Below are 19,327 nucleotides of genomic sequence, written 5' to 3'. Positions count from 1 at the left end.
TGTCGTTTACATACACTCGCGCGGACGCTCGGGGCCGATATCTGCTTTAGTTTTTGTCGTTTGTGGTCCTGTGCTAGGAGTCGTCCTATTTTTGATCGATGCGTTCCGGATCTTGACGAGGCCAGAGCAATCCCGGCTCGCTAGACAATCGGCATGGGCCGACGATTTCTCCGTCGTGGCCTACGTAGGAATGGTGGCGGCATTTGGCCTCGGAGCCAGCCTAATTGCTTCACTTCTTTATCTTTACAGCATTCGCGACGAGCTCGATAATTAGTGAAAACAGGAGCCTGGAGCCTATGGACCCTTGTCCTTCCCCGCACTATACCCGCTGGCGACGGGTGGGGCGAAAGCAGCCCTAGCCCCCAGCCTCCCGGCCGGGGTCAGTCCTTCGGCAGCAGGGACATTCCCAGGCACAGAAACACCACGGCCAAGACTGGCAGAGCGATCGTGCCACTGACTGCCGGCCAGTGGAGGAGTGAGTAGGCGCCTACAGATAGCCCGTTGCTCCAGATTGCATCGACCCACCCGGCAACAAACCACAGTGCGAATAGGGCCGACAGGAGAAATGCGAGATAAGAGAAGGCGCGGGTCATGCCCGGCATTCTAACCGCCGGCGCCGGAATGCAATCGGGAGCGGACTAGCCCCGAAAGAGATTGACGCCAACCAGAACGGCCCCAGCCGCCAACTGGACCCAACCAATTACGCGTATGATTCCAGGGTCAGTGAGCAGGCTGTCGCTTCCGCTGATGGATCGGACCATCTTGGTATACGGTTCAGCCAGGCAAACGCCTATGAAGCCAACCACCAGTAAGCCTGCCGCAAATTGTGCCATCCCGGCATTCTAACCCCGATTCCGGGGCTGCACACTTAGCTACCCACCACCCCCAAGCCCCCAGCCTCCCGGCCGGGGTCATCCTAGACTTCCGAACGCCCCGGAGCGAATAACGGCCACCCAAAATAGGATCAGGCCGAGAGGAGCCAAGATCGCGCCAACAATGAAGCCGACGGTGGCGCCGCGGTTCCCTCGGAGGAGCGCGCCGACTGCGCCGGAGATCATTCCGCCGACGATCGCAAAGCAGACGATGACAAGGATCGCTTGGATCATCCGTGCATTCTAACCGCCGCCCAGGCACCTTCCTACAGAATCACCGCCATCCCCAGCAGCCCAGCCACGACGGTCGTGGCGACGATCGCCGAGCGGATAGTGAAGCGACGGCCGAGTCTCAGGGCGGCGACGCTAGTGAGGGCGAAGACGAGGGCGGGATACCAGAGGGGGAAATACACCGATTGCGTGCCGAGGCCGAAAAGCCCTTCGCTGTCACGTACTCGATTGAATAGGGCCATTGAAAGCCCATCGGTCGTCGAGTTATAGGCCCATCCGTTCCTGACTACCAACTCCGCAGTTGTTAGTCGCCCCGTCAGCGATGCAATCCCGGTGTGGGCCTGTACAACGACTGATCCGACGCTGCTATGACCTACTGCGGCGTCGAAATACCCACCACGAAGACCTGTCAAGAACCACAACGCCAAACCCCCGACGCTCGCCGCGAAAAAACACGTCGCCAGTGCGTAACGGAAGTACTTGATCACAGTACGACGACCATCCCCAGCAATACAGCCACGATCGTCGTCGCGATGAGCGCCGAGCGGATCGTGAAGCGGCGGCCGAGTCTCGGAGTAGATCCTAATTGCTGATTGGGAATGACGAACGTGCGTTGTTACAATGATTCCTGCTGTCGCTCACGCTCTTAATCAAGAACTTCTTGCACTAGCCTGGAATTGACTAATGATGCACCGATGGTCGCTCAGCACGTTATTTATTCTGATAACATTGCTCACTACGAGTCGTTCGGGCTCCGTTTCGGCGATTGGATTCGACCGCGATGATTTCCTCATTGCGGGAGGTGACTCTGACAACATTGGAGTGTTTGATTCAGACCTGACTTTTAAGGGCTACCTCGACACTTCGATTGACAATCCATTCCAGATGGCGTTCGACGACTTTGGGCGCGCAGTCGTCGTAGCGCAAGGCCAGCCCGAAATACGTGTTTATGATCACGCCGGCAATCGTCCGTCGTCCCTAAGCTTTGTACACCCCAACTTAGGTATCCCGGGTAATGTCACGGTTGGTCCCGACGGCAATTACTTCGTGGCTACTCAGACAGATCATCTTTACCTTCAAAAGTTCAGTCCCGCTGGGTTGAATCTAGGGACTATAGGGTCTGATCGGGTAGACGCCGCCGTATCCCTACCCAATGGCGAACTCTGGACAGGAAGGGCTTTTGGGAGCGTCAACGTATTCGACACTGCTTCTGGCGCATTCAAAAAGTCACTTCCAATTGGACTCGTCTCCAACTTGTCGTACAGCGAGGCAACGGACACGGTTTTCGTGGGTGACGTCGTCATGGAAACCATTCGAGAATTTGCCACTGACGGAACCCTGCTTCGTGAGTTTCTCGCGCCGGAATTAGTTAATCCGGAGGCAATAGTTCGCGGTCCTAACAATGACGTCTTTGCCACCTCAGCGCAGATTGGCGTTTTCCGTTGGAAAGCTGATGGAACTTTCGTAGGCGTTACCAGCATGAGAAACCATTTGCAGTTCTTGGGCGGAATGCTTTGGGCAGGGAATGCAGTTCCCGAACCAAGTCACGCCTGCATGGTCTACACCATCGCAATCTGTGCATTTGCTTGTAGAAAAGCGCCCCGCGAGATTCGCTAAGTCGCCGCCCGCGCCGGACGCTACTCACGCGACGCGGGCCAGGAAAAACAGCCGGCGCGAAGGTTGCGATGTGCAGCTACAGCACCACGACCATGCCTAGCAGTGAGGAGCCCCGCCACCGGACGCCAGACAGCCAACGCTTGCCGCGAAGCAAACGGCGCCACGGCGTAGCTAAATGCTTTGGCCATTGCGGTAGTTTACAAAACAACGACCATCCCCAGCAGGGCAGCAATAATCGTCGTGGCAATGAGCGCCGAGCGAATCGTGAAGCGGGGGATTTGCAGGATGCCTACGGCAGCGAGGGCGAAGACGAGGGCGGGATACCAGAGGGGGCAGAACTTGAAGTGTCGTACCTCGCCGAAGCAGCGGCCGGTTCGGATGACTTCTTGAACTACGACGGATTGCGAGTCCGCCCGAATTCTGTGTGAACGATACAAGTTTAGGTTGCGTGACGTGGGATTTGCCGTAGTGCCAACGATGAAGTAGCCATGACTACATCGCACAGTTGTAACAGGCATTGACGGGCGAGCGAACGCGATGAGTTCAATATGCGTCATACTTCGCCACCACAACGCCAAACACCCGACGCTTGCCGCGAAGCAGAACGTCGCCAGGGCGTAGCGGAGGAATTTGGCCACCGGGTCCCTTTTTTAGTCGCCAAAGAACTTTGGATCGCTCCCCACCCCTTCGTGATTCGGGGAGCGGTAGAGTAGTCTTCGCGTAGCTAAAAGCCCATTCGAGCGGAGAGGCCCTCAGCGCCCCGCTGACGCGTTTCTCCCTTCGCTGGTGTGATTCCCTTCGCCGCTTTCCTTGCGCGCGCCACGCGGCCGCTCAGCGCTTCGCTTTATTGGCGACGGCAATTGATTGGACCTCGGAAGCAATCGATGCGCGTCGTCGGCATTTGCGCGACTCTAAGGCAAGTGCTACGAGCACTAGGCAAAGAGCGGCCGACGATGGCTCGGGGATTGCGCTGGCAACACGAAATCCAATGTTGTCAGCGTGACCGGATGGCGATACAGCGATCGCCCGGTGCGAGGCTGCGAGATTGAACCCCTCTCCATCGTACGTTCCTCCGCGAACTCCACGCATCCCGGGAGCGGTGATGGTCTCATGCAATTCCCATACATTGCCCCCCTGATCGAACGTGCCGAACGGGCTCGAAGAAAGGCTGTAATCCCCGGCATCCGTAAATGGGTATGGTTCGTTACCCGTCGTCAGGCCTCCAGCTAGGAAGTTTGCCGAATTCCCGGTATCGGCCGAGGGAAGGTTGTTATTTGGGTTATTGTTGGTGCCGGTCGGATAGTCAAAGTAGGTGCCGGTGGTCCCGTCAAAGTATGCAGCCTTGTACCATTCGTTTTCGGAGGGGAGAAACCAGCGAGCGCCAGGATTGCGCGTGATGGCATCGCCATTAGTTGGAATTATGGTTCCCCCCAAGAGAGTGTAAGCCCCTGACTCCGTATCGCCGTTCCCTTGGCCGTTGTGAAGCCAATTCACAAACCGTAGTGAGTCGTACCACGAAACGTAATTCACGGGCTTGTCGGCATATGTGTAATCCGTTCCGCCAGGGCCTTGGCCAATTGCGTTCGGCTTGACGGAGTACGTATAGCTTCCAGAAACACCATCCCGAATTATGCCCCCCCACGAATTCGTGGTCATGACCGGCAGGTACAACTGAAATGGATCGACCCTTCCCACGGAATTCAAGAATTCCACGTACTGCGCGTTCGTGACTTCAGTTGATCCAATGCGATATGAGCTAGCGACCGAACCATATCCGGTCGTTCCGTCTGTGGTCATAACTTCCGTGTCAGGCGAGTTGCCCGGCACACCAACTTGGACGGTCTGAATCGCAATAGCGCTGGCGTTTGAAGCTGCCACTGCCGCAAGAAAGAATGTGGCAAAAATCCAGTAGGGGCATCGCATTTGGCAAATCCCTGGGAGCAGCGATTGGAATAATCTTCCCGATCAGGCTGCCCCGGCGGCTCCGCAGGGTCAAGCACATTTTCGCCTACTCCCGTAAAGCGATGCACTTTTCTAGAATAAAGGCATCGTCGGGCGTCCGCTGCGGGTTGCAAACCGGGGCGGCAAGTGATGGGCGGGGGTGATGGGCTTTCTTCCTTTCGGCCGGTCATCCCGCCCATCGGCCCGGCATCGAAAGGAGTTGCCCGATGGGAAGATTTGGAGAGGCCGATGGTGTTCCTCCCCTCTACGTTGTCGAGTTAGCGCATGAGATTCGCGCCGCACTCAACGATCCGAAGGTCCGTCAAAAAGCGGCGAGCGAGGCTCATGCCGCGCTGGAGCGGCAAAATGAATTGGGTTACGGCGCTGAGGGGGACTGCGAACAGTGGCACCGCAAGCTTGCGAAGGACTGGCCCTTCCCGATTGAGCACGGAATAGACGAGCCCCCAGGCTGTATTTTGGCCCTGGTTGCACTGAATGACTTTGCCGCCAGCAAGCCGGAATTGTTTGGGCGGCCCTCCGCTGTCTTTAAGCCGGTCGCCGATTCGTGGGCGCCCTTGTTCGATTGGTCTTGGCGACGCATGGTAGATGAGCTGAGGCCAGAGCACGAAGCCAAGATTAGGTCGGTCGTGGATAGCGCGCTTTACTATCTTGGCCCTGCGACTGTCGCTGCGCGGCGCTCCAAGCGAGGGCGCAAACCACAATACGATCCCAAGGAAGACGCGAAACTTGATCGCGACTGGAAGGCTGCGAACGCGAAGGGCTCTACCAAAGCAGAATTTGCCAAGAGCAAGGGCAAGACACTGAAAGAGGTGAATCTGGCGCTCGGTCGGGTTCGAGGTTGGAAATCGCGCGCGCAGGAAAAGCCCCGTCAAGGCGAATGAATTCGTGCGCGCTAAATTCTTCCCCATTCAATTCCAGGCGTTTTCGAGCAACGCGAAACAAATCGTGCGCAGCAATTGCGCGCAGTAATTCGGAGCTGCGCGTGCCGGGAGATAATTGGGGTACACAGGCCGCGTGGCCTGGGAAACCATCCCCGGAGGCTCCCCTATGGCGCCTGAAATCCTATCTCGCTCGCAGTTGCTAACCCCCAAGCACGCCGCCGAGCGGCTAGCCATCTCCCCTCGAAAGCTCTGGTCGCTGACCGCCAGCGGCGACGTGCCATGCGTCCGCATCGGTCGATCCGTGCGCTACGACGCCGCGGACCTCGCCGAGTTCGTCGAGACGCTGAAGTCCGCCAACTAACGGCCGGCACGCGACGGCGGCCCGGATGTTCCGGGTCGCCTTTCTTTAATTCTTCGCGCGGCAACAGTCGCGCATGAATATGCCCGCACCGCTGGCAGGCGGCACGGGCAGAAGCGAAAGGACACCCCAATGGTAAGTCACAAAGCGCCACCCGCCAAGAGAGACAAGGTTCTCGTTGCAATTCACAGCGGCGGATTTCTAGAAGCCTTCGCCGAACGCAACATAGACGTTGTATTTGCCAGAATCCCCGCCGCTACCTCGCTGTTCGGTCAACAGATTGCGGAAGACTGTTTCGAGCTACTGCTGCCGCAGCGCTATCGCGACCTCTGGCGGCGGGATTATCTGCGGGCGAGCAGTTCGACGGCTCCGTTGACGGCTGAAGCGGTCATGGAAGCCCTCACGACTCGCGACAGCATTGCGGCTCTCAATAGCGTCAACGACGCCAAGGGGGCTGCATGAATCACTTGAAGACCCTGCCGCTGATTGCGGAGCGGAAGTTCGACGGCGGCGACCGCTGGAAAGTTGGCGGAGATGAACCTCCGCCAAGTCCCGATGGAATGGAGCAATTCGAGAAGTGGGCGATGGACTTTCTCAATCGCCGTCGGCCCGCCACGTTCCGATGGGCTCCAGCCGGTAGTCGATTGGAGACGTTCAAGGTTGGCGCCGAAGCCGTCGTGCTCGTCGGCGCCCCGCCTGCGACCGGTAAGACGGCATGGGCTGGGCAGGTCTATCTCGACTGCATGAGAGTCAACGAGGACATGCGAGTGCTCGTTGCCAATGTCGAGATGAGCACGGGCTCGCTGTTGGACCGTCACCTCGCTCGCCTGTCGGGCGTCGGCTACGGCTACATCCAAGAGCGGAACTATAGCGAGAGCGCCAAGCCGCGACTCATGGCGGCGATTGAGGAACTGCGGGAGCTAAAGCCACGGCTGGAGTTCTTGACGCCACCGTTCACGATCGAGCACCTAGCCGAGCGTGCCGTCAATTTCGGGGCGGACCTAGTTGTCGTCGACTACTGCCAGCGGTTCGACCATGAGAAGCGTAGCAGCGACCAGCGGGCACAAGCTAATCGCGTCATGGAGGCTCTCAGGAGGCTCGCTGACGACGAGCGGGGCGTGCTCGCGATATCTGCGGTCAATCGCGGCGGGTACGGCAAGGACGCCACTATAGCGGCTTTCCGTGAGTCGAGCGAACTGGAGTACGGCGCCGACAGCGCTTGGCTGCTGATTCGAGACGGCGACTCGCCATCGGTCACGTTGCGATGCGTGAAGAATCGGCACGGTCGAATTGGCGACGTGCAACTGCTGTTCGATGGCTCGCGGCAACAGTTCGATGCAGACCCGGCGGAGCTTGAATGGATTCCGCAGTGAACAACGCCGAAGTTGCCAAGTACAAAGCCATGCTGAAGGGCGGCGGGACGATCCCAGCCGTGGAGGCGGGGGAACGAATTCCCCCGGTTCCGGCCAAGCGAAAGAAGAACGCGAAGGCGGCGGGGAGATTTCAAACGATGAACGACTTTGCAGACCTAAGCGCTCGACTCGTCGACACAACGGCACAGGCGGTGTGGTGGATTCTCTTTCGAGAGACGAAGCCCAACGGCCTCGCTTCGGTGTCGTTCAACCAGATTGCGGACCTGATCGGGCTAAAGCGGCGAGCAGCAATGCGAGCGGTCCAGGACCTAGAGGAGGCTGGACTGCTGACCGTCGTGAAGCGTGGAAGTCTGAACGCCGGGCCGTCGACTTACCGCATTCACGGAACCCCCAAGACGACCGTTGCCTAGTGTCGTGGAAGGCACCAAGCTGGTGCCAAATTTGACCGTAGCTGGTGTCGTGGAAGGCACCTACCCCATAAACACATAAGGGCGTGACGCCACTTAGGGTGTCGTCCGCCTCGAAAGCAGGAGGAACGATGGAGCGACAAACAACCATTTTCGACGATACCGTTGCATCGCGAATCGAAGCACTACTAGCGAGGTGCAGCAGGTTACGTTGTGCCAGCGACATGGACCGAGCAACGACGTTCAATGCTGCCAACCAGCGACGCGCCGAGGCGATTGCGGCGGAAGACGCTGCCGCGGACAGACGATGATCCGTTCGCCGGCGAGTCGGCATGGCTCGACGATTCTTTCTAGCGACGTAGTTCAATGAATTGCGATCTTGCGCGCTACGTTGCGACGTGAGACAATGGGCAACAGTCCGGCTGCGCTTTCGCTCGCAGCCGACAACATAAAGGCAATCGAAAATGGCTTCAGTCTTCAAGCGCGGCGGCAAGGGAAACCGCGGCGGTTATTGGTACGTCAGTTGGTTCGACCACACCGGCAAGCGGCGCAGCAAGTGCGCTCGCACCACCGACAAGGCGACTGCCGAGCGGATCGGGGCGAAGTTTGAGGCTGACGCGGCGCTAAGGCGCGATGGCGTAATCAACGCTGGTGAGGAAACGGTCTCGCAGCAATCCCGTCGTTCTATTGCTGAACATCTTGCGGACTTTGAAGCTAAGATGCGTGCCGCGAATCGAACCGCGATGCACGTCAGTCGGACCATCGCCTTTGTTGAGCAGATTGCAACGTTTGCCAACTTCACTGTCGCCGGCGATATTTCCGCAGATGGCGTCCACCGCTACGCGCGACACCTTCAGGAACAAGGCAAGTCGGCTAGAACGATTCATTCGCGGTTGACGGCCATGAAGTCATTCACCCGATGGCTTGCTGACGGTGGCAAACTCGCCAATGACCCGCTGGCAATTGTTCGTAAGCCGAGTCTTCACGGTACGCAGACCCACCGTCGGCGGATGCTGCTACCTGAGGAATGGCCGCTGCTGGAAGCGGCGACGCTGAGCGCCCCGATTAGGTATGGAATGGACGGAGACGAGCGGGTATTGCTCTACCGCACGGCAATCCAAAGCGGCTTGCGCGCTGCAGAGCTACGAAGCCTTCGGCGAACGAGCCTCGTCCTTGACGCACCTCGCCCGTTCATTCGCCTGGAAGGTTCAGACGCAAAGAATGGGCACGAAGGTCAGCAGTTCATTGATAGGCCACTGGCTGACGCGCTTCAATTGCACTCGTCCGCAAAGCTCCCAACCGCCAAACTCTTCAATCTCCCTCACGAATCTAACCTCGCGAGGATGCTTCGCTGCGACCTGGAGGCGGCCCGCGACGCGTGGATTGCTGAAGCGGCAGCCAACCCAGCAGAAGTGATTCGACGGCAACAGAGCGACTTCCTCGCAGTGAAGGATCATCGGGGCCATGTCCTCGACTTCCATTCACTTCGCCACACCTGCGGCTCGTGGTTGGCAATCAGCGGGGCTCATCCGAAGACGGTTCAGTCTGTGCTGAGGCACAGTACCATCACGCTGACGATGGATACCTACGGGCATTTACTGCCGGGGGCGGAAGCTGAGGCGGCGGACCGTTTAGGGGCGATGGTTAGTCTTCGCAGCGCCAGCGACGACGACGAAGAAATCTCACTGAAAATGACCGGAACAGACGCCGGAAGCGCGCAGCGCCAGGCGCAGCAGTTAGGACGCGAAAGCGGGCGGCGGCATGCAAAGGGACGCGAGAGCGCGACCAGCGAGCAAACGGAGCATGAATTCCGTAACACCTTCCCAACTCTCACGTTAGGCGATGAGATGCCATACGTTGCCGCAACTTGCGAAAGTAGTCCGGGTGTGATTCGAACACACGACCAAGGGATTATGAGTCCCCTGCTCTAACCGCTGAGCTACCGGACCGAAGCCAACAAACCCTTAATTCAGGGCGATTTCTAAGCCGATTGACACCAGCGGGTATCTCAGGGTAAGATTTCTGACACCTGAAGTGACACCCGTAGGGACTTTTACGACCCTGCTCAAGTGCTCACCAAGGGATAAATGACACCCGCCGATTGCAGTCGACGGGTGTCTGTGACACCACCCACAAACGTGACTTGGAGGTGATGCCGTGGCTAATTCTAGCACCACGAAGGGGAACACTCAAAAGCCCCCCAAACCCTACCCGGACTTCCCGCTCTTCCCGCACGACACAAAGCGTTGGGCGAAGAAGATTCGGGGCAAAACGCATTATTTTGGCAGCTGGGCCGACGGCTGGGAGAAAGCGTACGACACGTTCAAGGAACAAGAGGCGGACTTGTTCGCCGGCCGCGTTCCCCGCTCCAAGCAGGCCCAAGTTGAAGGTTTGAAGCTCGGCGAACTCTACAACGAGTTCATGGCCGCAATGGAGGATCGCATCGCATTAGGCGACCTCACAAAGGCCACGTTCGACGACTACCACCGGACCTGCAAGCTGATCCTTCAGCATCTCGGCAAGGATCGACTTGTCTCTGACATCCGCCCGGGTGATTGGGCCAAGCTGCTAGTGACCGTCAGCAAGGGGACTGGTGGCAAGGGCAAGCAAGCGAAGCCCTGGAGCCATACCACACGGGCTGACTTCGTGGTGCGAGCGAAGGTGCCATTCCGCTGGGCTCGAAAGTCAGAGCTGATCCCAGGTGATATGAACTTCGGCCCGGACTTCAAGAAACCGGCTGCCGACAAGATGGACGCTGAGCGGCAGAGCAAGCCGCAGAAACTCTTCAGCCGCAATGAAGTGCTCGCGTTGATCAACGGAGCCAGTCAGCCGCTCAAGGCGATGATCCTGATGGGCATCAACTGCGGTTTCGGCAATGGCGACGTGGCCGCCCTGCCCCTCTCAGCGATCGACCTAGGAACGGGCTGGGTCGAGTTCCCCAGACCCAAGACGGCAGTGCCGCGTCGCTGCAAGCTCTGGCCAGAAACGATTCAAGCCCTCTCGGAATGGTTGCGCCTGCGAGCAGGTTTGCCCGGAGCAAACGTGTCGGGATTGGTGTTCCTTAGGGAAGACGGCCGCCCCTGGTCGAGCGAGACGAATGACAATCCCGTTGCCAACGTCTTTTCGATCCTGGTCAAGTCGCTGAAGCTCCAGCAAAGCGGAAGGGGCTTCTACAGCCTGAGACATACACTGAGAACGGAAGCTGATCCCGTTCTCGATGACGTTGCCATCGATCGAGTGATGGGCCACAAGTCGAAGGGCATCGCCGCGAACTACCGGCATCGCGTCGATGATCATCGCCTGGAGCGAGTCGCCAACCACGTCCGCAGCTGGCTCTACGGGGAGAGCAGCAACAATGCATGAGCTTAACGAATTTGCTCGGCACATTGTCGACTTGCAACTTGCCGGCGACTTGCCGAATGATATCTCTAAGGTTGCGACGATAGAGGTGCGGAATCTCTATGCGTTCTACATCGCTCCCGGCCGAGACGGACGCGACTGGCCAGAAACCCCATGGGCCATCTGCACCGACGACGAATTCGAAGAGGGGTTCTTCGAGGCATATGATTATCGGGTCACGAACTTCGCTTGCCCGGGAATCGTGGTGCCAGAAGAGGTCGGTGATTACGATGATGCAACACCGCCAGAAGCTGGACTGACCGAGCTGGACCTAATTCCAGCTGACCGATCAATCCTATCGGTGACATCATTCGACCATCCTCTATCGATGAAAGAGATTGCCAAACACATTGAGATTGCAAACGCCGGTGATCCAAACGTTGAGCTATGCGAGTATGACAATGTGCGACGGCGTCTAATGAAATCGAAGCCGCTGGTCGCGAATGGTTTCATCAAAGGTAATAAAGGTTCAGGTTACTACCGCGTGAAATAGCTGTACGCAACACAGCGTCACAATAAGTCACAACCAGTCCACAGCATTAGACTTACAACGAATCTAAAATCACGGGTGTCACAACGACCTCGTGAGTTTAGGTAAGTCAAATGCACGCCCCGTCACACCTCCAGGAAAATTTTCACGCCGGCCAGAAGTACCTGGTATTGGCGGGCGACCAAGCCTTCATGGCCGAGGAGTCCGCCACGTTTCGGCGGTCAGGTGGTGCTGGGGCGGTACAGTTCCTAATAATGGACCTGGAGAATCTCTGGGGGCGCCTGCCGCTGTTGATTGGCGACCAGACCGCGTTCACCAAACGTGACTTGGCCACATCCGCTGGCGTCACAGTCGATCAAATTACCAATCTTGAATGCAAAGGGCTGATCGGCCCTGGCACTGGTCGCCCCGCCAAGTTCTCGGCGGTCGATCTCTTCACCGTCTGCATCGTCGGCTCGCTCCGACGTGCAGGCGTCTCAAAGACTGCGATCCGCAAAGCGGCATCCTATATCCGCCACGGCGAGCCCCAGACGGAGGCCGCCGCGTCGTGACCAGCTATAGCCCTCCACAAGTCGCCGACATGTTGGGCGTCGCCCCCGAGACCGTGATTGCTTGGGTGCGAAGTGGCCAACTTCCGGGCTTCGATGTTTCGCGGCCCGCAGCGCGTCGCCCCCGGTTCAGGATTACCGACGCCGCCCTTGCCAAGTTCATTGAGCAGCGGCAGACCAGCCCCAAACCAATTTCATCTCGGCAGAAGCGAGTCCGCCGAGCAACTTCGCCACGGAAGGACTATTTCGCAGATGTGAGGGTACTGAAATGAACCTGTTTCCTGTTCGCGTTGCCATTACCGACATTGTGGATCGACCGGAACTCTGGTCACGAGCGGATGGCAAGCTAATGCCTGCCCTCTTCAACGATTACGCAGAGCGGTTCGCTGATTCCACGATCGAATTCAAAGACGGTGAACAGACAATCACACTATTTCGATGCCCTCCGTTGAAGGTTGTCGCTGCCAGTGAGGAAGAAGGCCCGTATCTGCTTGTGGATGGACGTTACCGCATGGGCTTGGCGTCCGGGATGAATGCTACTCACATCGAAGTAAAAGTCATCAATCCCGAAGAAGGCGAGACGGTTGAAGATCGGGCCGTCCTGGAAGCAGCTAAAGCCAACTCTGAGCATGGAAAGCCGCTCACCAATGCTGACAAGCGTCGTGCGGTCAAGATGCTGCTCGAAAGCGAATTCTGGAAGACAAAGTCGGCTAATTGGATTGCTAAAGAACTTGGCTTCTCGAACAGCTTCGTTGGCAGGGTGAAAGACGAGGTTTGCTCGGAGCAAACCCCGGTCAAAGGTCCAGATGGCAAAGTGTACCCCGCCAAGCACGCGAAGAAGTCGTCGCAGCCCAAGACCTCGCTGGCCATCGTCTCCGATGACGCAGCGCATCACGGCCCGCAGACCGAAGGAGATGACGACGAACCCGCAGACGACGAGCTGAGCGAACTGGAGGCGGATTCCGACGACGATTCGGCACTAGAGTGCGATCACGGATCGGAAATCAACTTCGACGATGACAATGCGACTCAGGAACTCCAGGACGTGATCACCACGCTGGAGGACCAGCACGAGGAACTGGCTCGACTGGCTGAGTCAGTCGACAAGGAACTCGCGTTGGACTTCGTCAACGCTGCTGCACAATTGGCAGCAACGATTCAGATGTTGATTGCAACAAAGGAAAAGATGGCGACTGAGCAGTTAGTCGCATCGATGTAAGTGGTGAGGCGGGAAAGGAAAAACCCTCGCTCGGCGGGCCTGCTGAGCGAGGGCTTGAATCGTGCCCTGAGGAGTAAGGGCTGGTGTACTTCGCATCATACCGTTGTCCGGGATGAATGGGAAGCGGGTTTGGTTGAGATGGTGACTTCGCCCGAACCAAAAGGTAACCATCCCAGTTGTAAAGCGACTGGGGAAAAGCAACGTGCGGGGATAAACCTCACCCCGTTGTCGGAAACGGCCAGCGTGTCGAGCAAACGAGCGTTGGGCATGTCAGCGATGAGTACAGGAGACGCTGACTGTGGGCGTTTAGCAGGGAAGCAGAAACAGTGGTTCCGCTGGGGACAGCGGTTTTCCGGGCAACGGGCTGGTAGTAGACAAGCACACGTTCGCGTGATGCCCCAGCGACGCGGGTTACGTCCCGGTGCAATCGAGATGTTGGAAAAATCACTGACCCATTCAGCGGGTGGGAAGAAGCCAAACTGACGACGGAGTCTCTTGGAGGTCCCGGGAGGGGTGACCGAGAGACGAGACGAATCAACACCAGTAGCAAACCCTAGTAGTTCAAGAGGTCAGCCCACTCAGGGTTCTCTAAGAGAATCTCGTGGGGAAAGCCCGCGTTCTGAACTTGGCGTGTAGAAGACGAGTTTGGGGAAGATTTTCTCAGGAAACACCAACCCCAAATGTAGACAACAGGGTCCTCTAGTCCGGCTAAACGGGATGGAGCCAAAAACGGGGCGGCTGAGCCCACAAGGGATACAGGATGCCTTGCTCAAGTAACGCAAAGGCTTATACGCGAACGACTTAAGCGAATTAACCCTGACACCTGACACCAAATCCGGGTGTATTTCGGCTCAGTCTCAATAGTGCAGGGAAGTTGTAATGGCAGAACGGGGTGACATCGCTACACGATTCAAGCCGGGGAATAAGGCCGCCGTCGGTCACGGTCCCCCGCTGGGGAGTGCCAACGGCTTCAAGCATGGCCTGAGAGCCGAGAGGGCGTTCGCCACGGGCGTTCTGCCCAAGAAACATGCTTGGATTGGCAGCCGCGTCACGGTGCTGCGTAAGGCTCTGGAGAGGGCCGTAGTCGAACGCCACAACGAGTTGAGCCTGAAGCATGCCTTGCTAATCCAGTCGGCCTGCCGCCATGAGCAAGCCGCCTTGCTCGCACAACGAGCCCTGAGGGTCGACGGCGACAAGATGAGCGTGACGGACCGGCTCAGTTACCTAACGACGATCGCAGCCGAGAGCGACAAGCGAGACCGGGCAGTTGAGAAGCTCAACTTGGACCCTGCCGACTCAGGCAGCGTTTTGGATCAGCTCTACGCGGCTCCCGTGACGAACTTGCCCGCCGAGCCGGAAGGGGGCGACGATGGTCGATAGAGCCGACGGCCAGCGTTGCCACCACTGCGGGCAGACGTTCAACGGCCTGCGTCGTGATTATTGCACGTCGGATTGCCGCTGTGCCGCCGATCGGGCTGCGGGCATGCAAGAGAAGCCGTGCCATGAATGCGGCAACGTCTTCTCTGGTCGCATGAGCCAGACGCTGTGCTCGCCAAAGTGCCGGGCGAAGTGGGGACGCCGAGCCAGTTACGCAACGCCAGCCGCTGAACCTGACACCCTGCCCCGCCGTACGCCAATGTACGCGAGCGGCTCAATCACCAGTCGCGGTCACCTACGCCGCTCGCCCTTATCCCGGTCTGAGACCGAAGAACTGGAGCCATCATGCTCAGCCCCGAACTTGAAGCCGAACTCAGAGCCATCATCCGGCCCGAACTCCAGCTTGCCGTCAGAGCCATTGTCGACGAAGGATTAGAGCCCTTGCTGAACGTGGTCGCCACGATGCAAGAGAAGCATTCGGCCTTGCTCGCGACGCTCTGCGAATCGACGGGAGCAATCGTTGACAGCCAAGCCCGGATTGAGCGAGCCGTGGCCGATGCGACGGGTGGGGGCGACGACGACGCACCTTGGCGTGAGAGCTTGCAGGACGACGACTGATCCGAGATTTCGGTACGGTCCTAACAGTGTGTTGCTAGGAAAGTTTTCTCTTCGTCCCTGATTTCAATTGCCGGCGAGCCTTCCGCTTTCGCCTCCAAAGAACGACGTACACTACAACCGCCAGAATCGTGAACAGCGATATGCTGATCGGCTTCGCACGGATGTAGCCCGTCTGCTGGGCGACGAGAGTGTGTTCCATGCCCCTCACTATAGCGGATGGGGATGGCGATTGTCAGCGATGCAGTCATAGGAAAGTACCGGGATTCCTCCACGGATGGGAGAAAGCATGCCACAAGTTTCAGAGCGTGGTCAATTTGAACGCCTCATGTCAGACCCGGCCGCGTTCCGGGAGCGGCTCTTGATCGACTGTGACGGCCAGCCCCGTCCGTTGGGCAAATGCCTGGACGACTGGCAGCGAGACGACTTCGAAGCGATCGACAGCGGTCTGCGGCGAGTCGTGGGCCAGAGCGTCCCCAATCCCGTGCTGCGGGCCATGTTCATCCGGCCGCGTGGTCACAGTAAGACCAGCGATCAAGCCGTGACGGCCGCTTGGCTGCTGTTCGCGAGCCTACGCAAGCTCACTGCTGTGGCAGCTGCCGCCGACAAAGAGCAAGCCGCCTTGCTGCTGAACGCCGTCGATACGCTCTGCCGGCTGAATCGCTGGCTGGGCGAAATCCTAGAAGTAAGCAAAGATCGGGTCATCAATAGGCGAAGCGGGTCGACGCTCACGGTGATTTCCAGCGACGCGGCGAGTAGCTTTGGTCACAATCCCGATTTCGTCATTCTGGATGAAGTCAGCCACTGGCGGGGCCGCGAGTTGTTCGACAGTCTGCTGAGTGCCGCTGCAAAGCGGGCCAGCTGCATGGTGCTGACGATCATGAACGCCGGATTCCGCGAGAGTTGGCAGGGCAAGCTGGTCGATCAGGTTCGCACCGATCCAGCTTGGCTCTTTCGCGAGTTGGACGGGCCAAAAGCATCCTGGATTACCCCGGCACGATTGGAAGAGCAGCGGCGACTACTGCCGCCGAAGACGTATGCACGGCTCTGGCTCAACCACTGGAGCGACGGCAGCGGCGATGCTCTGGATGGTGCCGATATTCAGGCAGCTGTCACGCTCCCCGGCCCATGCAACTACCCTGAACGCGGATGGGCCTACGTTGCTGGGCTCGATATCGGCCTGCGACGCGATGCGTCTGCTCTGGCCGTCGTTGCACGGCACACGGGCTACATGGATCGGCAAGTACGCAAGCCGCGTCCCCTGGTGGGTGCGTTCTCCGCGATGGCCGACTTGGGGCTGGTCGACGCCCCGGCCGATGAGATTCGATACACCCGCCATCCCGGCAGCGGAGCCCTGAAGCTGGTAGAGCTTCACGTCTGGAAGCCTCAGGCAGGCCGCGTGGAGCTAGACGCCATCGAACGGGTCATTCTGGACGTACACCGGCGGTTCAAGCTCACGCGGCTGGACTACGATCCATGGCAGGCTGAGCATCTAGGCCAGCGATTGACGAAGGCGGGGCTGTACTGCGACCCGATGAACTTCACGCCGGGGAATCTCCAGAGCATGGCATCGGGAATGCTGACGGCCTTCAGGGAACGCCAGTTGTCGCTCTATGAGCATGCTGAATTGCTGGCCGACTTGAAGGCGATGCGAATCACCGAAAAGGCCAACGGCGGTTACCGGCTGGAGATGGCACGCGGCAACGAAGAGGGTACTTCGCACGGAGACGCGGCGACCAGCTTAGCAATTGCCCTAGAAGCCTCCCGGGCAATTCGAGGCGATTCGACTTGTGCAAGTTCTCGGCAGCTGGTTTATTCATGACAACGAGCAACGGCCGGGCGGTGAGAGCCGCAATCTTTCATCCGTTCGGCCTTGCTCACCGGTACACAATAAGTCGGCGGACTTAGACATCCAGAATCATCGAGGGCAACCCCCGGCCGCAAGGCGGGGACACGGAGCCCCTACGATGGTTATCAAGCAAGCCCTTCGCGACTATCTCGTTGAACTGAATCTCGCCAAGGCCAGTTGGGAACACAACGCCCCGTTCGCCGAAGCCGCGATGGCTGCTCTGGAATCGGGCAAGCTCACCCCAGAGAAGTTCTCTGAGCTTCAGTACGGCAAAGATTCGGACGTTTCGAAGCGAATCACCCCGTCCAAGGTGTTCGGCGGTGACTCCATCCGGGTCAAAAAGCCGAGCGAACGCTACAGCAACGTGAAGAGCGTCGGCAAGCACGCCAAGACGGGCCTGCCGGTGACCGACGAACACGGCAAGCAAGTCGAGACCGTCAGCGAGTTGGAGAAGTTCCAAGCCGGTTGCTGGCTCAAGTACACCGCCGCCAAGTCGGGTCTTCCTGTCCAAATGGCGGAGCACGAACGCGAAGCGGTGGAGGAAATCTTCGCCGAGCAAGCGTTCTGCGGGAAGATCGGCGGGGTTTACGAGAACGACATTCCGGGCAGCCGCGTCAAAGCTCTGATTTCGGACAGCACGTCCGGCGGCGTCGAACTAAATCCGACGTTCTTTGATTCGGCGGTGATTACGTTCCCGCTGCTCCATTCAGAATTCTTGCCGCGAATCGATCTGCGGGACATGCCCCGTGGTGCTGCGGTGGAGACGGCCAGCATCGGGAACCCGACGGTTTTTTGGGGTGGGGGTCTGGACGGCACGTCGACATCGCCGTTCGATACGTCGAGTCTGGTTGCCGAGATTGCCGCGACTGTGCGGCCGGTGACGGTCGCCGTGGAAGTCGGCCGCGATTTCCTGAGTGACGCTGCCGCCGACGTGGGCCGCATCCTGGTCGAAAACATCGGCCAGCGAATGCTCGCCGAACTCGATAAGGTCATCATCAAGGGCGATGGCCTCACCCAGCCGCAGGGCATCTTCAACGCCAGCGGTCTGACCGACATTGGCAACCCCACTGGCGGCAATGGTGCTGCTCCGCAAGTCTCTGACTTGGAACGGTTGCTATTCGGGGTGCCGAAGCAGTACCGCAACGCGAGCATGCGTTGTGCGTTCTTCGGCAACGACGTGACCTACAGCCGGATTCGGGGCATTGCCGTAGGGGCCTCTGACGCTCGCCGGGTGTTCGGCATGGATCATGGCAGCTATTCGGTGCTGGAGCATCCGTTTTTGATCAGCAACGATCTGGGCAACGCCTACTGCGGTTTTGGTGCTCTGGCCAAGTATCGCCTCTGGCGTCGCATGGCTCAGGAAGTCCGCTGGACGATGGAAGGCCGCGAACTCGCCCTCAAGAATCTTGCCTTGCTGACCGTTCGCGGTCGCTACGCGGGCAAGGTGGTCGATGGTGCTGCGTTCGCCTTCACGGACAACGCCCAAGCCTAATCGGCCGTCCTGTAGTTTCCTGCCGCTTGCATAGGAGGGCCGAACCGTGGCCAAGACTGAATCAGCCGTCGCCGTGGAATTCGACACGCCGACGAACAGCAACGTCAACTTTGCTCCGCTCCAGCGGACCGTACGGGGCCGCTTCGATCTGCGACGAGACCCGAACGCCGGGCAGCTGCTCAACCGCTGGCCGGAGCCCATTCCGGGCCAAGTCGTCCAGTTCGATTTCGCCAGCGGGGAAGGCTTCATCGTCGAACCGCTCCACGAAGAACGATATGCCGCCATCCGAGAACGCATCGAAGCTCTGGGAATGAAGCTCACCAAAGAGCGGGAAGCATTCGTCCTGGACGCGGCGACGTTCGCCTACTGGATGGCTGGGCTGATCGAATCAGGCGACGCCAAGCTACTCGCCGGCACGATGCCAACGAGCGTTGAAGGCAAGCCGCGTACGCGGTTCCATTCCAGCGAGGAAGCCGACCCGATCGACAAGCTGTCGGCAGCGATCGAACGACAGACCCAGCAGCAGAACAAGCTGCTGGCGGTGCTGATCGAAGCCGTGAACAAGCTGGGCAAGTAAAGCTCCGACCGTCGGCCGGGAGGGATTCCGGCTGGCGGGTTTTCGCTAGGCAGTCGGGGG

23 protein-coding genes, 1 tRNA gene and 1 pseudogene are annotated in these 19,327 nt (G+C 58.7%); 17 read left to right on the top strand and 8 right to left on the bottom strand.

The features are described from left to right. Positions 1 to 380: 380 nt before the first annotated feature. The 3 genes from I41_RS06755 to I41_RS06750 all read right to left on the bottom strand — a co-directional run bounded on the left by I41_RS06755 (position 381) and on the right by I41_RS06750 (position 1,345). Positions 381 to 593: a hypothetical protein gene (locus I41_RS06755; protein WP_145431823.1), complete on the bottom strand. Its 213-nt coding sequence runs from the start codon at positions 591 to 593 to the stop codon at positions 381 to 383. Positions 594 to 911: 318 nt separating this feature from the next. Beyond that, positions 912 to 1,106, bottom strand: coding sequence for a hypothetical protein (locus I41_RS27120; RefSeq protein WP_168206742.1), 195 nt, complete (start codon positions 1,104 to 1,106; stop codon positions 912 to 914). A gap of 32 nt (positions 1,107 to 1,138) precedes the next feature. Next, positions 1,139 to 1,345, bottom strand: a complete 207-nt coding sequence (locus I41_RS06750; RefSeq protein WP_145431822.1) for a hypothetical protein — start codon at positions 1,343 to 1,345, stop codon at positions 1,139 to 1,141. A 442-nt stretch (positions 1,346 to 1,787) separates the two neighbouring features. Between I41_RS06750 and I41_RS06745 the strand changes: the two genes are divergently transcribed. After that, on the top strand, positions 1,788 to 2,720 hold the full coding sequence (locus I41_RS06745) for an NHL repeat-containing protein (protein WP_145431821.1): 933 nt from the start codon (positions 1,788 to 1,790) through the stop codon (positions 2,718 to 2,720). Positions 2,721 to 2,917: 197 nt separating this feature from the next. Here I41_RS06745 and I41_RS06740 read toward each other — a convergent pair whose 3' ends face one another. Next, positions 2,918 to 3,157: a hypothetical protein gene (locus I41_RS06740; RefSeq protein WP_145431820.1), complete on the bottom strand. Its 240-nt coding sequence runs from the start codon at positions 3,155 to 3,157 to the stop codon at positions 2,918 to 2,920. A 394-nt stretch (positions 3,158 to 3,551) separates the two neighbouring features. Beyond that, complete coding sequence (locus tag I41_RS06735) at positions 3,552 to 4,643, bottom strand: formylglycine-generating enzyme family protein (RefSeq protein ID WP_145431819.1); 1,092 nt, start codon at positions 4,641 to 4,643, stop codon at positions 3,552 to 3,554. A 245-nt stretch (positions 4,644 to 4,888) separates the two neighbouring features. On the opposite strand from I41_RS06735, the gene I41_RS06730 reads away from it, so the two are divergent. The 5 genes from I41_RS06730 to I41_RS06710 all read left to right on the top strand — a co-directional run bounded on the left by I41_RS06730 (position 4,889) and on the right by I41_RS06710 (position 7,704). Continuing rightward, positions 4,889 to 5,563 carry a hypothetical protein gene (locus I41_RS06730; RefSeq protein ID WP_145431818.1) on the top strand — a complete coding sequence of 225 codons (675 nt, stop codon included), beginning with the start codon at positions 4,889 to 4,891 and terminating at the stop codon, positions 5,561 to 5,563. 166 nt (positions 5,564 to 5,729) lie between these two features. Next, positions 5,730 to 5,924 (top strand): helix-turn-helix domain-containing protein, encoded by a 195-nt coding sequence (locus I41_RS06725; RefSeq protein ID WP_145431817.1) that lies wholly within the window; start codon positions 5,730 to 5,732, stop codon positions 5,922 to 5,924. Positions 5,925 to 6,053: 129 nt separating this feature from the next. Continuing rightward, a complete protein-coding gene (locus tag I41_RS06720; protein ID WP_145431816.1) occupies positions 6,054 to 6,383 on the top strand; it encodes a hypothetical protein in 330 nt (109 codons plus the stop codon). After that, positions 6,380 to 7,294 carry a DnaB-like helicase C-terminal domain-containing protein gene (locus I41_RS06715; protein ID WP_145431815.1) on the top strand — a complete coding sequence of 305 codons (915 nt, stop codon included), beginning with the start codon at positions 6,380 to 6,382 and terminating at the stop codon, positions 7,292 to 7,294. Before I41_RS06720 ends, I41_RS06715 begins: the two co-directional genes overlap by 4 nt. Next, positions 7,279 to 7,704 (top strand): helix-turn-helix domain-containing protein, encoded by a 426-nt coding sequence (locus I41_RS06710; RefSeq protein WP_145431814.1) that lies wholly within the window; start codon positions 7,279 to 7,281, stop codon positions 7,702 to 7,704. The genes I41_RS06715 and I41_RS06710 overlap by 16 nt, the downstream gene beginning before the upstream one ends. A 620-nt stretch (positions 7,705 to 8,324) precedes the next feature. Here I41_RS06710 and I41_RS27960 read toward each other — a convergent pair. Further along, positions 8,325 to 8,588: a hypothetical protein gene (locus I41_RS27960; RefSeq protein ID WP_246133822.1), complete on the bottom strand. Its 264-nt coding sequence runs from the start codon at positions 8,586 to 8,588 to the stop codon at positions 8,325 to 8,327. A 15-nt stretch (positions 8,589 to 8,603) separates the two neighbouring features. On the opposite strand from I41_RS27960, the pseudogene I41_RS28490 reads away from it, so the two are divergent. Next, a pseudogene (locus I41_RS28490) lies at positions 8,604 to 9,239 on the top strand (tyrosine-type recombinase/integrase); the annotation flags it as partial. Positions 9,240 to 9,577: 338 nt separating this feature from the next. On the opposite strand, the gene I41_RS06700 reads toward I41_RS28490, so the two are convergent. Continuing rightward, positions 9,578 to 9,650: transfer RNA gene (locus tag I41_RS06700), tRNA-Ile, on the bottom strand. 394 nt (positions 9,651 to 10,044) lie between these two features. On the opposite strand from I41_RS06700, the gene I41_RS06695 reads away from it, so the two are divergent. The 7 genes from I41_RS06695 (at position 10,045) to I41_RS06670 (ending at position 15,352) form a co-directional block, all read left to right on the top strand. Next, entirely contained in the window at positions 10,045 to 11,064 is a 1,020-nt protein-coding gene (locus I41_RS06695) for a tyrosine-type recombinase/integrase (RefSeq protein ID WP_145431813.1), read from the top strand. Then, positions 11,057 to 11,593 carry a hypothetical protein gene (locus I41_RS06690; RefSeq protein WP_145431812.1) on the top strand — a complete coding sequence of 179 codons (537 nt, stop codon included), beginning with the start codon at positions 11,057 to 11,059 and terminating at the stop codon, positions 11,591 to 11,593. Before I41_RS06695 ends, I41_RS06690 begins: the two co-directional genes overlap by 8 nt. Before the next feature lie 110 nt (positions 11,594 to 11,703). Then, positions 11,704 to 12,141, top strand: coding sequence for a Rossmann-fold NAD(P)-binding domain-containing protein (locus I41_RS27115; RefSeq protein ID WP_168206741.1), 438 nt, complete (start codon positions 11,704 to 11,706; stop codon positions 12,139 to 12,141). Further along, a complete protein-coding gene (locus I41_RS28485) occupies positions 12,138 to 12,410 on the top strand; it encodes a helix-turn-helix domain-containing protein (RefSeq protein WP_168206740.1) in 273 nt (90 codons plus the stop codon). The genes I41_RS27115 and I41_RS28485 overlap by 4 nt, the downstream gene beginning before the upstream one ends. Beyond that, positions 12,407 to 13,357 (top strand): hypothetical protein, encoded by a 951-nt coding sequence (locus tag I41_RS06680; RefSeq protein ID WP_145431810.1) that lies wholly within the window; start codon positions 12,407 to 12,409, stop codon positions 13,355 to 13,357. The genes I41_RS28485 and I41_RS06680 overlap by 4 nt, the downstream gene beginning before the upstream one ends. A gap of 879 nt (positions 13,358 to 14,236) precedes the next feature. Beyond that, the gene (locus tag I41_RS06675; protein ID WP_145431809.1) at positions 14,237 to 14,737 is read left to right on the top strand and encodes a hypothetical protein; all 501 of its coding nucleotides are present in this window, start codon (positions 14,237 to 14,239) and stop codon (positions 14,735 to 14,737) included. A gap of 342 nt (positions 14,738 to 15,079) precedes the next feature. After that, complete coding sequence (locus I41_RS06670) at positions 15,080 to 15,352, top strand: hypothetical protein (protein WP_145431808.1); 273 nt, start codon at positions 15,080 to 15,082, stop codon at positions 15,350 to 15,352. A 34-nt stretch (positions 15,353 to 15,386) separates the two neighbouring features. On the opposite strand, the gene I41_RS27105 is transcribed toward I41_RS06670, so the two are convergent. Beyond that, positions 15,387 to 15,551: a hypothetical protein gene (locus tag I41_RS27105; protein ID WP_168206739.1), complete on the bottom strand. Its 165-nt coding sequence runs from the start codon at positions 15,549 to 15,551 to the stop codon at positions 15,387 to 15,389. Positions 15,552 to 15,677: 126 nt separating this feature from the next. Here I41_RS27105 and I41_RS06665 point away from each other — a divergent pair, with 126 nt between their 5' ends. From I41_RS06665 to I41_RS06655, 3 genes are all read left to right on the top strand, one after another. Continuing rightward, positions 15,678 to 17,171: a terminase large subunit domain-containing protein gene (locus I41_RS06665; protein WP_168206738.1), complete on the top strand. Its 1,494-nt coding sequence runs from the start codon at positions 15,678 to 15,680 to the stop codon at positions 17,169 to 17,171. 145 nt (positions 17,172 to 17,316) lie between these two features. Further along, on the top strand, positions 17,317 to 18,690 hold the full coding sequence (locus tag I41_RS06660) for a phage major capsid protein (RefSeq protein ID WP_145431806.1): 1,374 nt from the start codon (positions 17,317 to 17,319) through the stop codon (positions 18,688 to 18,690). A 46-nt stretch (positions 18,691 to 18,736) separates the two neighbouring features. Continuing rightward, a complete protein-coding gene (locus tag I41_RS06655; protein ID WP_145431805.1) occupies positions 18,737 to 19,267 on the top strand; it encodes a hypothetical protein in 531 nt (176 codons plus the stop codon). Positions 19,268 to 19,327 lie beyond the last annotated feature (60 nt).

The organism is Lacipirellula limnantheis, assembly GCF_007746075.1.
Classification (GTDB): domain Bacteria; phylum Planctomycetota; class Planctomycetia; order Pirellulales; family Lacipirellulaceae; genus Lacipirellula; species Lacipirellula limnantheis.
Note: the sequence above shows the minus strand (reverse complement) of the source record. Positions and strands in the feature narration are given on the sequence as shown.

Coding starts and splice junctions, on each gene's coding strand:
- I41_RS06745 (WP_145431821.1), top strand. CDS start 1,788: ATGATGCACCGATGGTCGCTCAGCACGTTATTTATTCTGATAACATTG.
- I41_RS06680 (WP_145431810.1), top strand. CDS start 12,407: ATGAACCTGTTTCCTGTTCGCGTTGCCATTACCGACATTGTGGATCGA.
- I41_RS27960 (WP_246133822.1), bottom strand. CDS start 8,588: ATGAATCGTTCTAGCCGACTTGCCTTGTTCCTGAAGGTGTCGCGCGTA.
- I41_RS06665 (WP_168206738.1), top strand. CDS start 15,678: ATGTCAGACCCGGCCGCGTTCCGGGAGCGGCTCTTGATCGACTGTGAC.
- I41_RS06730 (WP_145431818.1), top strand. CDS start 4,889: ATGGGAAGATTTGGAGAGGCCGATGGTGTTCCTCCCCTCTACGTTGTC.
- I41_RS06660 (WP_145431806.1), top strand. CDS start 17,317: ATGGTTATCAAGCAAGCCCTTCGCGACTATCTCGTTGAACTGAATCTC.
- I41_RS27120 (WP_168206742.1), bottom strand. CDS start 1,106: ATGATCCAAGCGATCCTTGTCATCGTCTGCTTTGCGATCGTCGGCGGA.
- I41_RS06755 (WP_145431823.1), bottom strand. CDS start 593: ATGACCCGCGCCTTCTCTTATCTCGCATTTCTCCTGTCGGCCCTATTC.
- I41_RS06750 (WP_145431822.1), bottom strand. CDS start 1,345: ATGGCCCTATTCAATCGAGTACGTGACAGCGAAGGGCTTTTCGGCCTC.
- I41_RS27115 (WP_168206741.1), top strand. CDS start 11,704: ATGCACGCCCCGTCACACCTCCAGGAAAATTTTCACGCCGGCCAGAAG.
- I41_RS06715 (WP_145431815.1), top strand. CDS start 6,380: ATGAATCACTTGAAGACCCTGCCGCTGATTGCGGAGCGGAAGTTCGAC.
- I41_RS27105 (WP_168206739.1), bottom strand. CDS start 15,551: ATGGAACACACTCTCGTCGCCCAGCAGACGGGCTACATCCGTGCGAAG.
- I41_RS06735 (WP_145431819.1), bottom strand. CDS start 4,643: ATGCGATGCCCCTACTGGATTTTTGCCACATTCTTTCTTGCGGCAGTG.
- I41_RS06720 (WP_145431816.1), top strand. CDS start 6,054: ATGGTAAGTCACAAAGCGCCACCCGCCAAGAGAGACAAGGTTCTCGTT.
- I41_RS06725 (WP_145431817.1), top strand. CDS start 5,730: ATGGCGCCTGAAATCCTATCTCGCTCGCAGTTGCTAACCCCCAAGCAC.
- I41_RS06670 (WP_145431808.1), top strand. CDS start 15,080: ATGCTCAGCCCCGAACTTGAAGCCGAACTCAGAGCCATCATCCGGCCC.
- I41_RS06710 (WP_145431814.1), top strand. CDS start 7,279: ATGGATTCCGCAGTGAACAACGCCGAAGTTGCCAAGTACAAAGCCATG.
- I41_RS06690 (WP_145431812.1), top strand. CDS start 11,057: ATGCATGAGCTTAACGAATTTGCTCGGCACATTGTCGACTTGCAACTT.
- I41_RS06675 (WP_145431809.1), top strand. CDS start 14,237: ATGGCAGAACGGGGTGACATCGCTACACGATTCAAGCCGGGGAATAAG.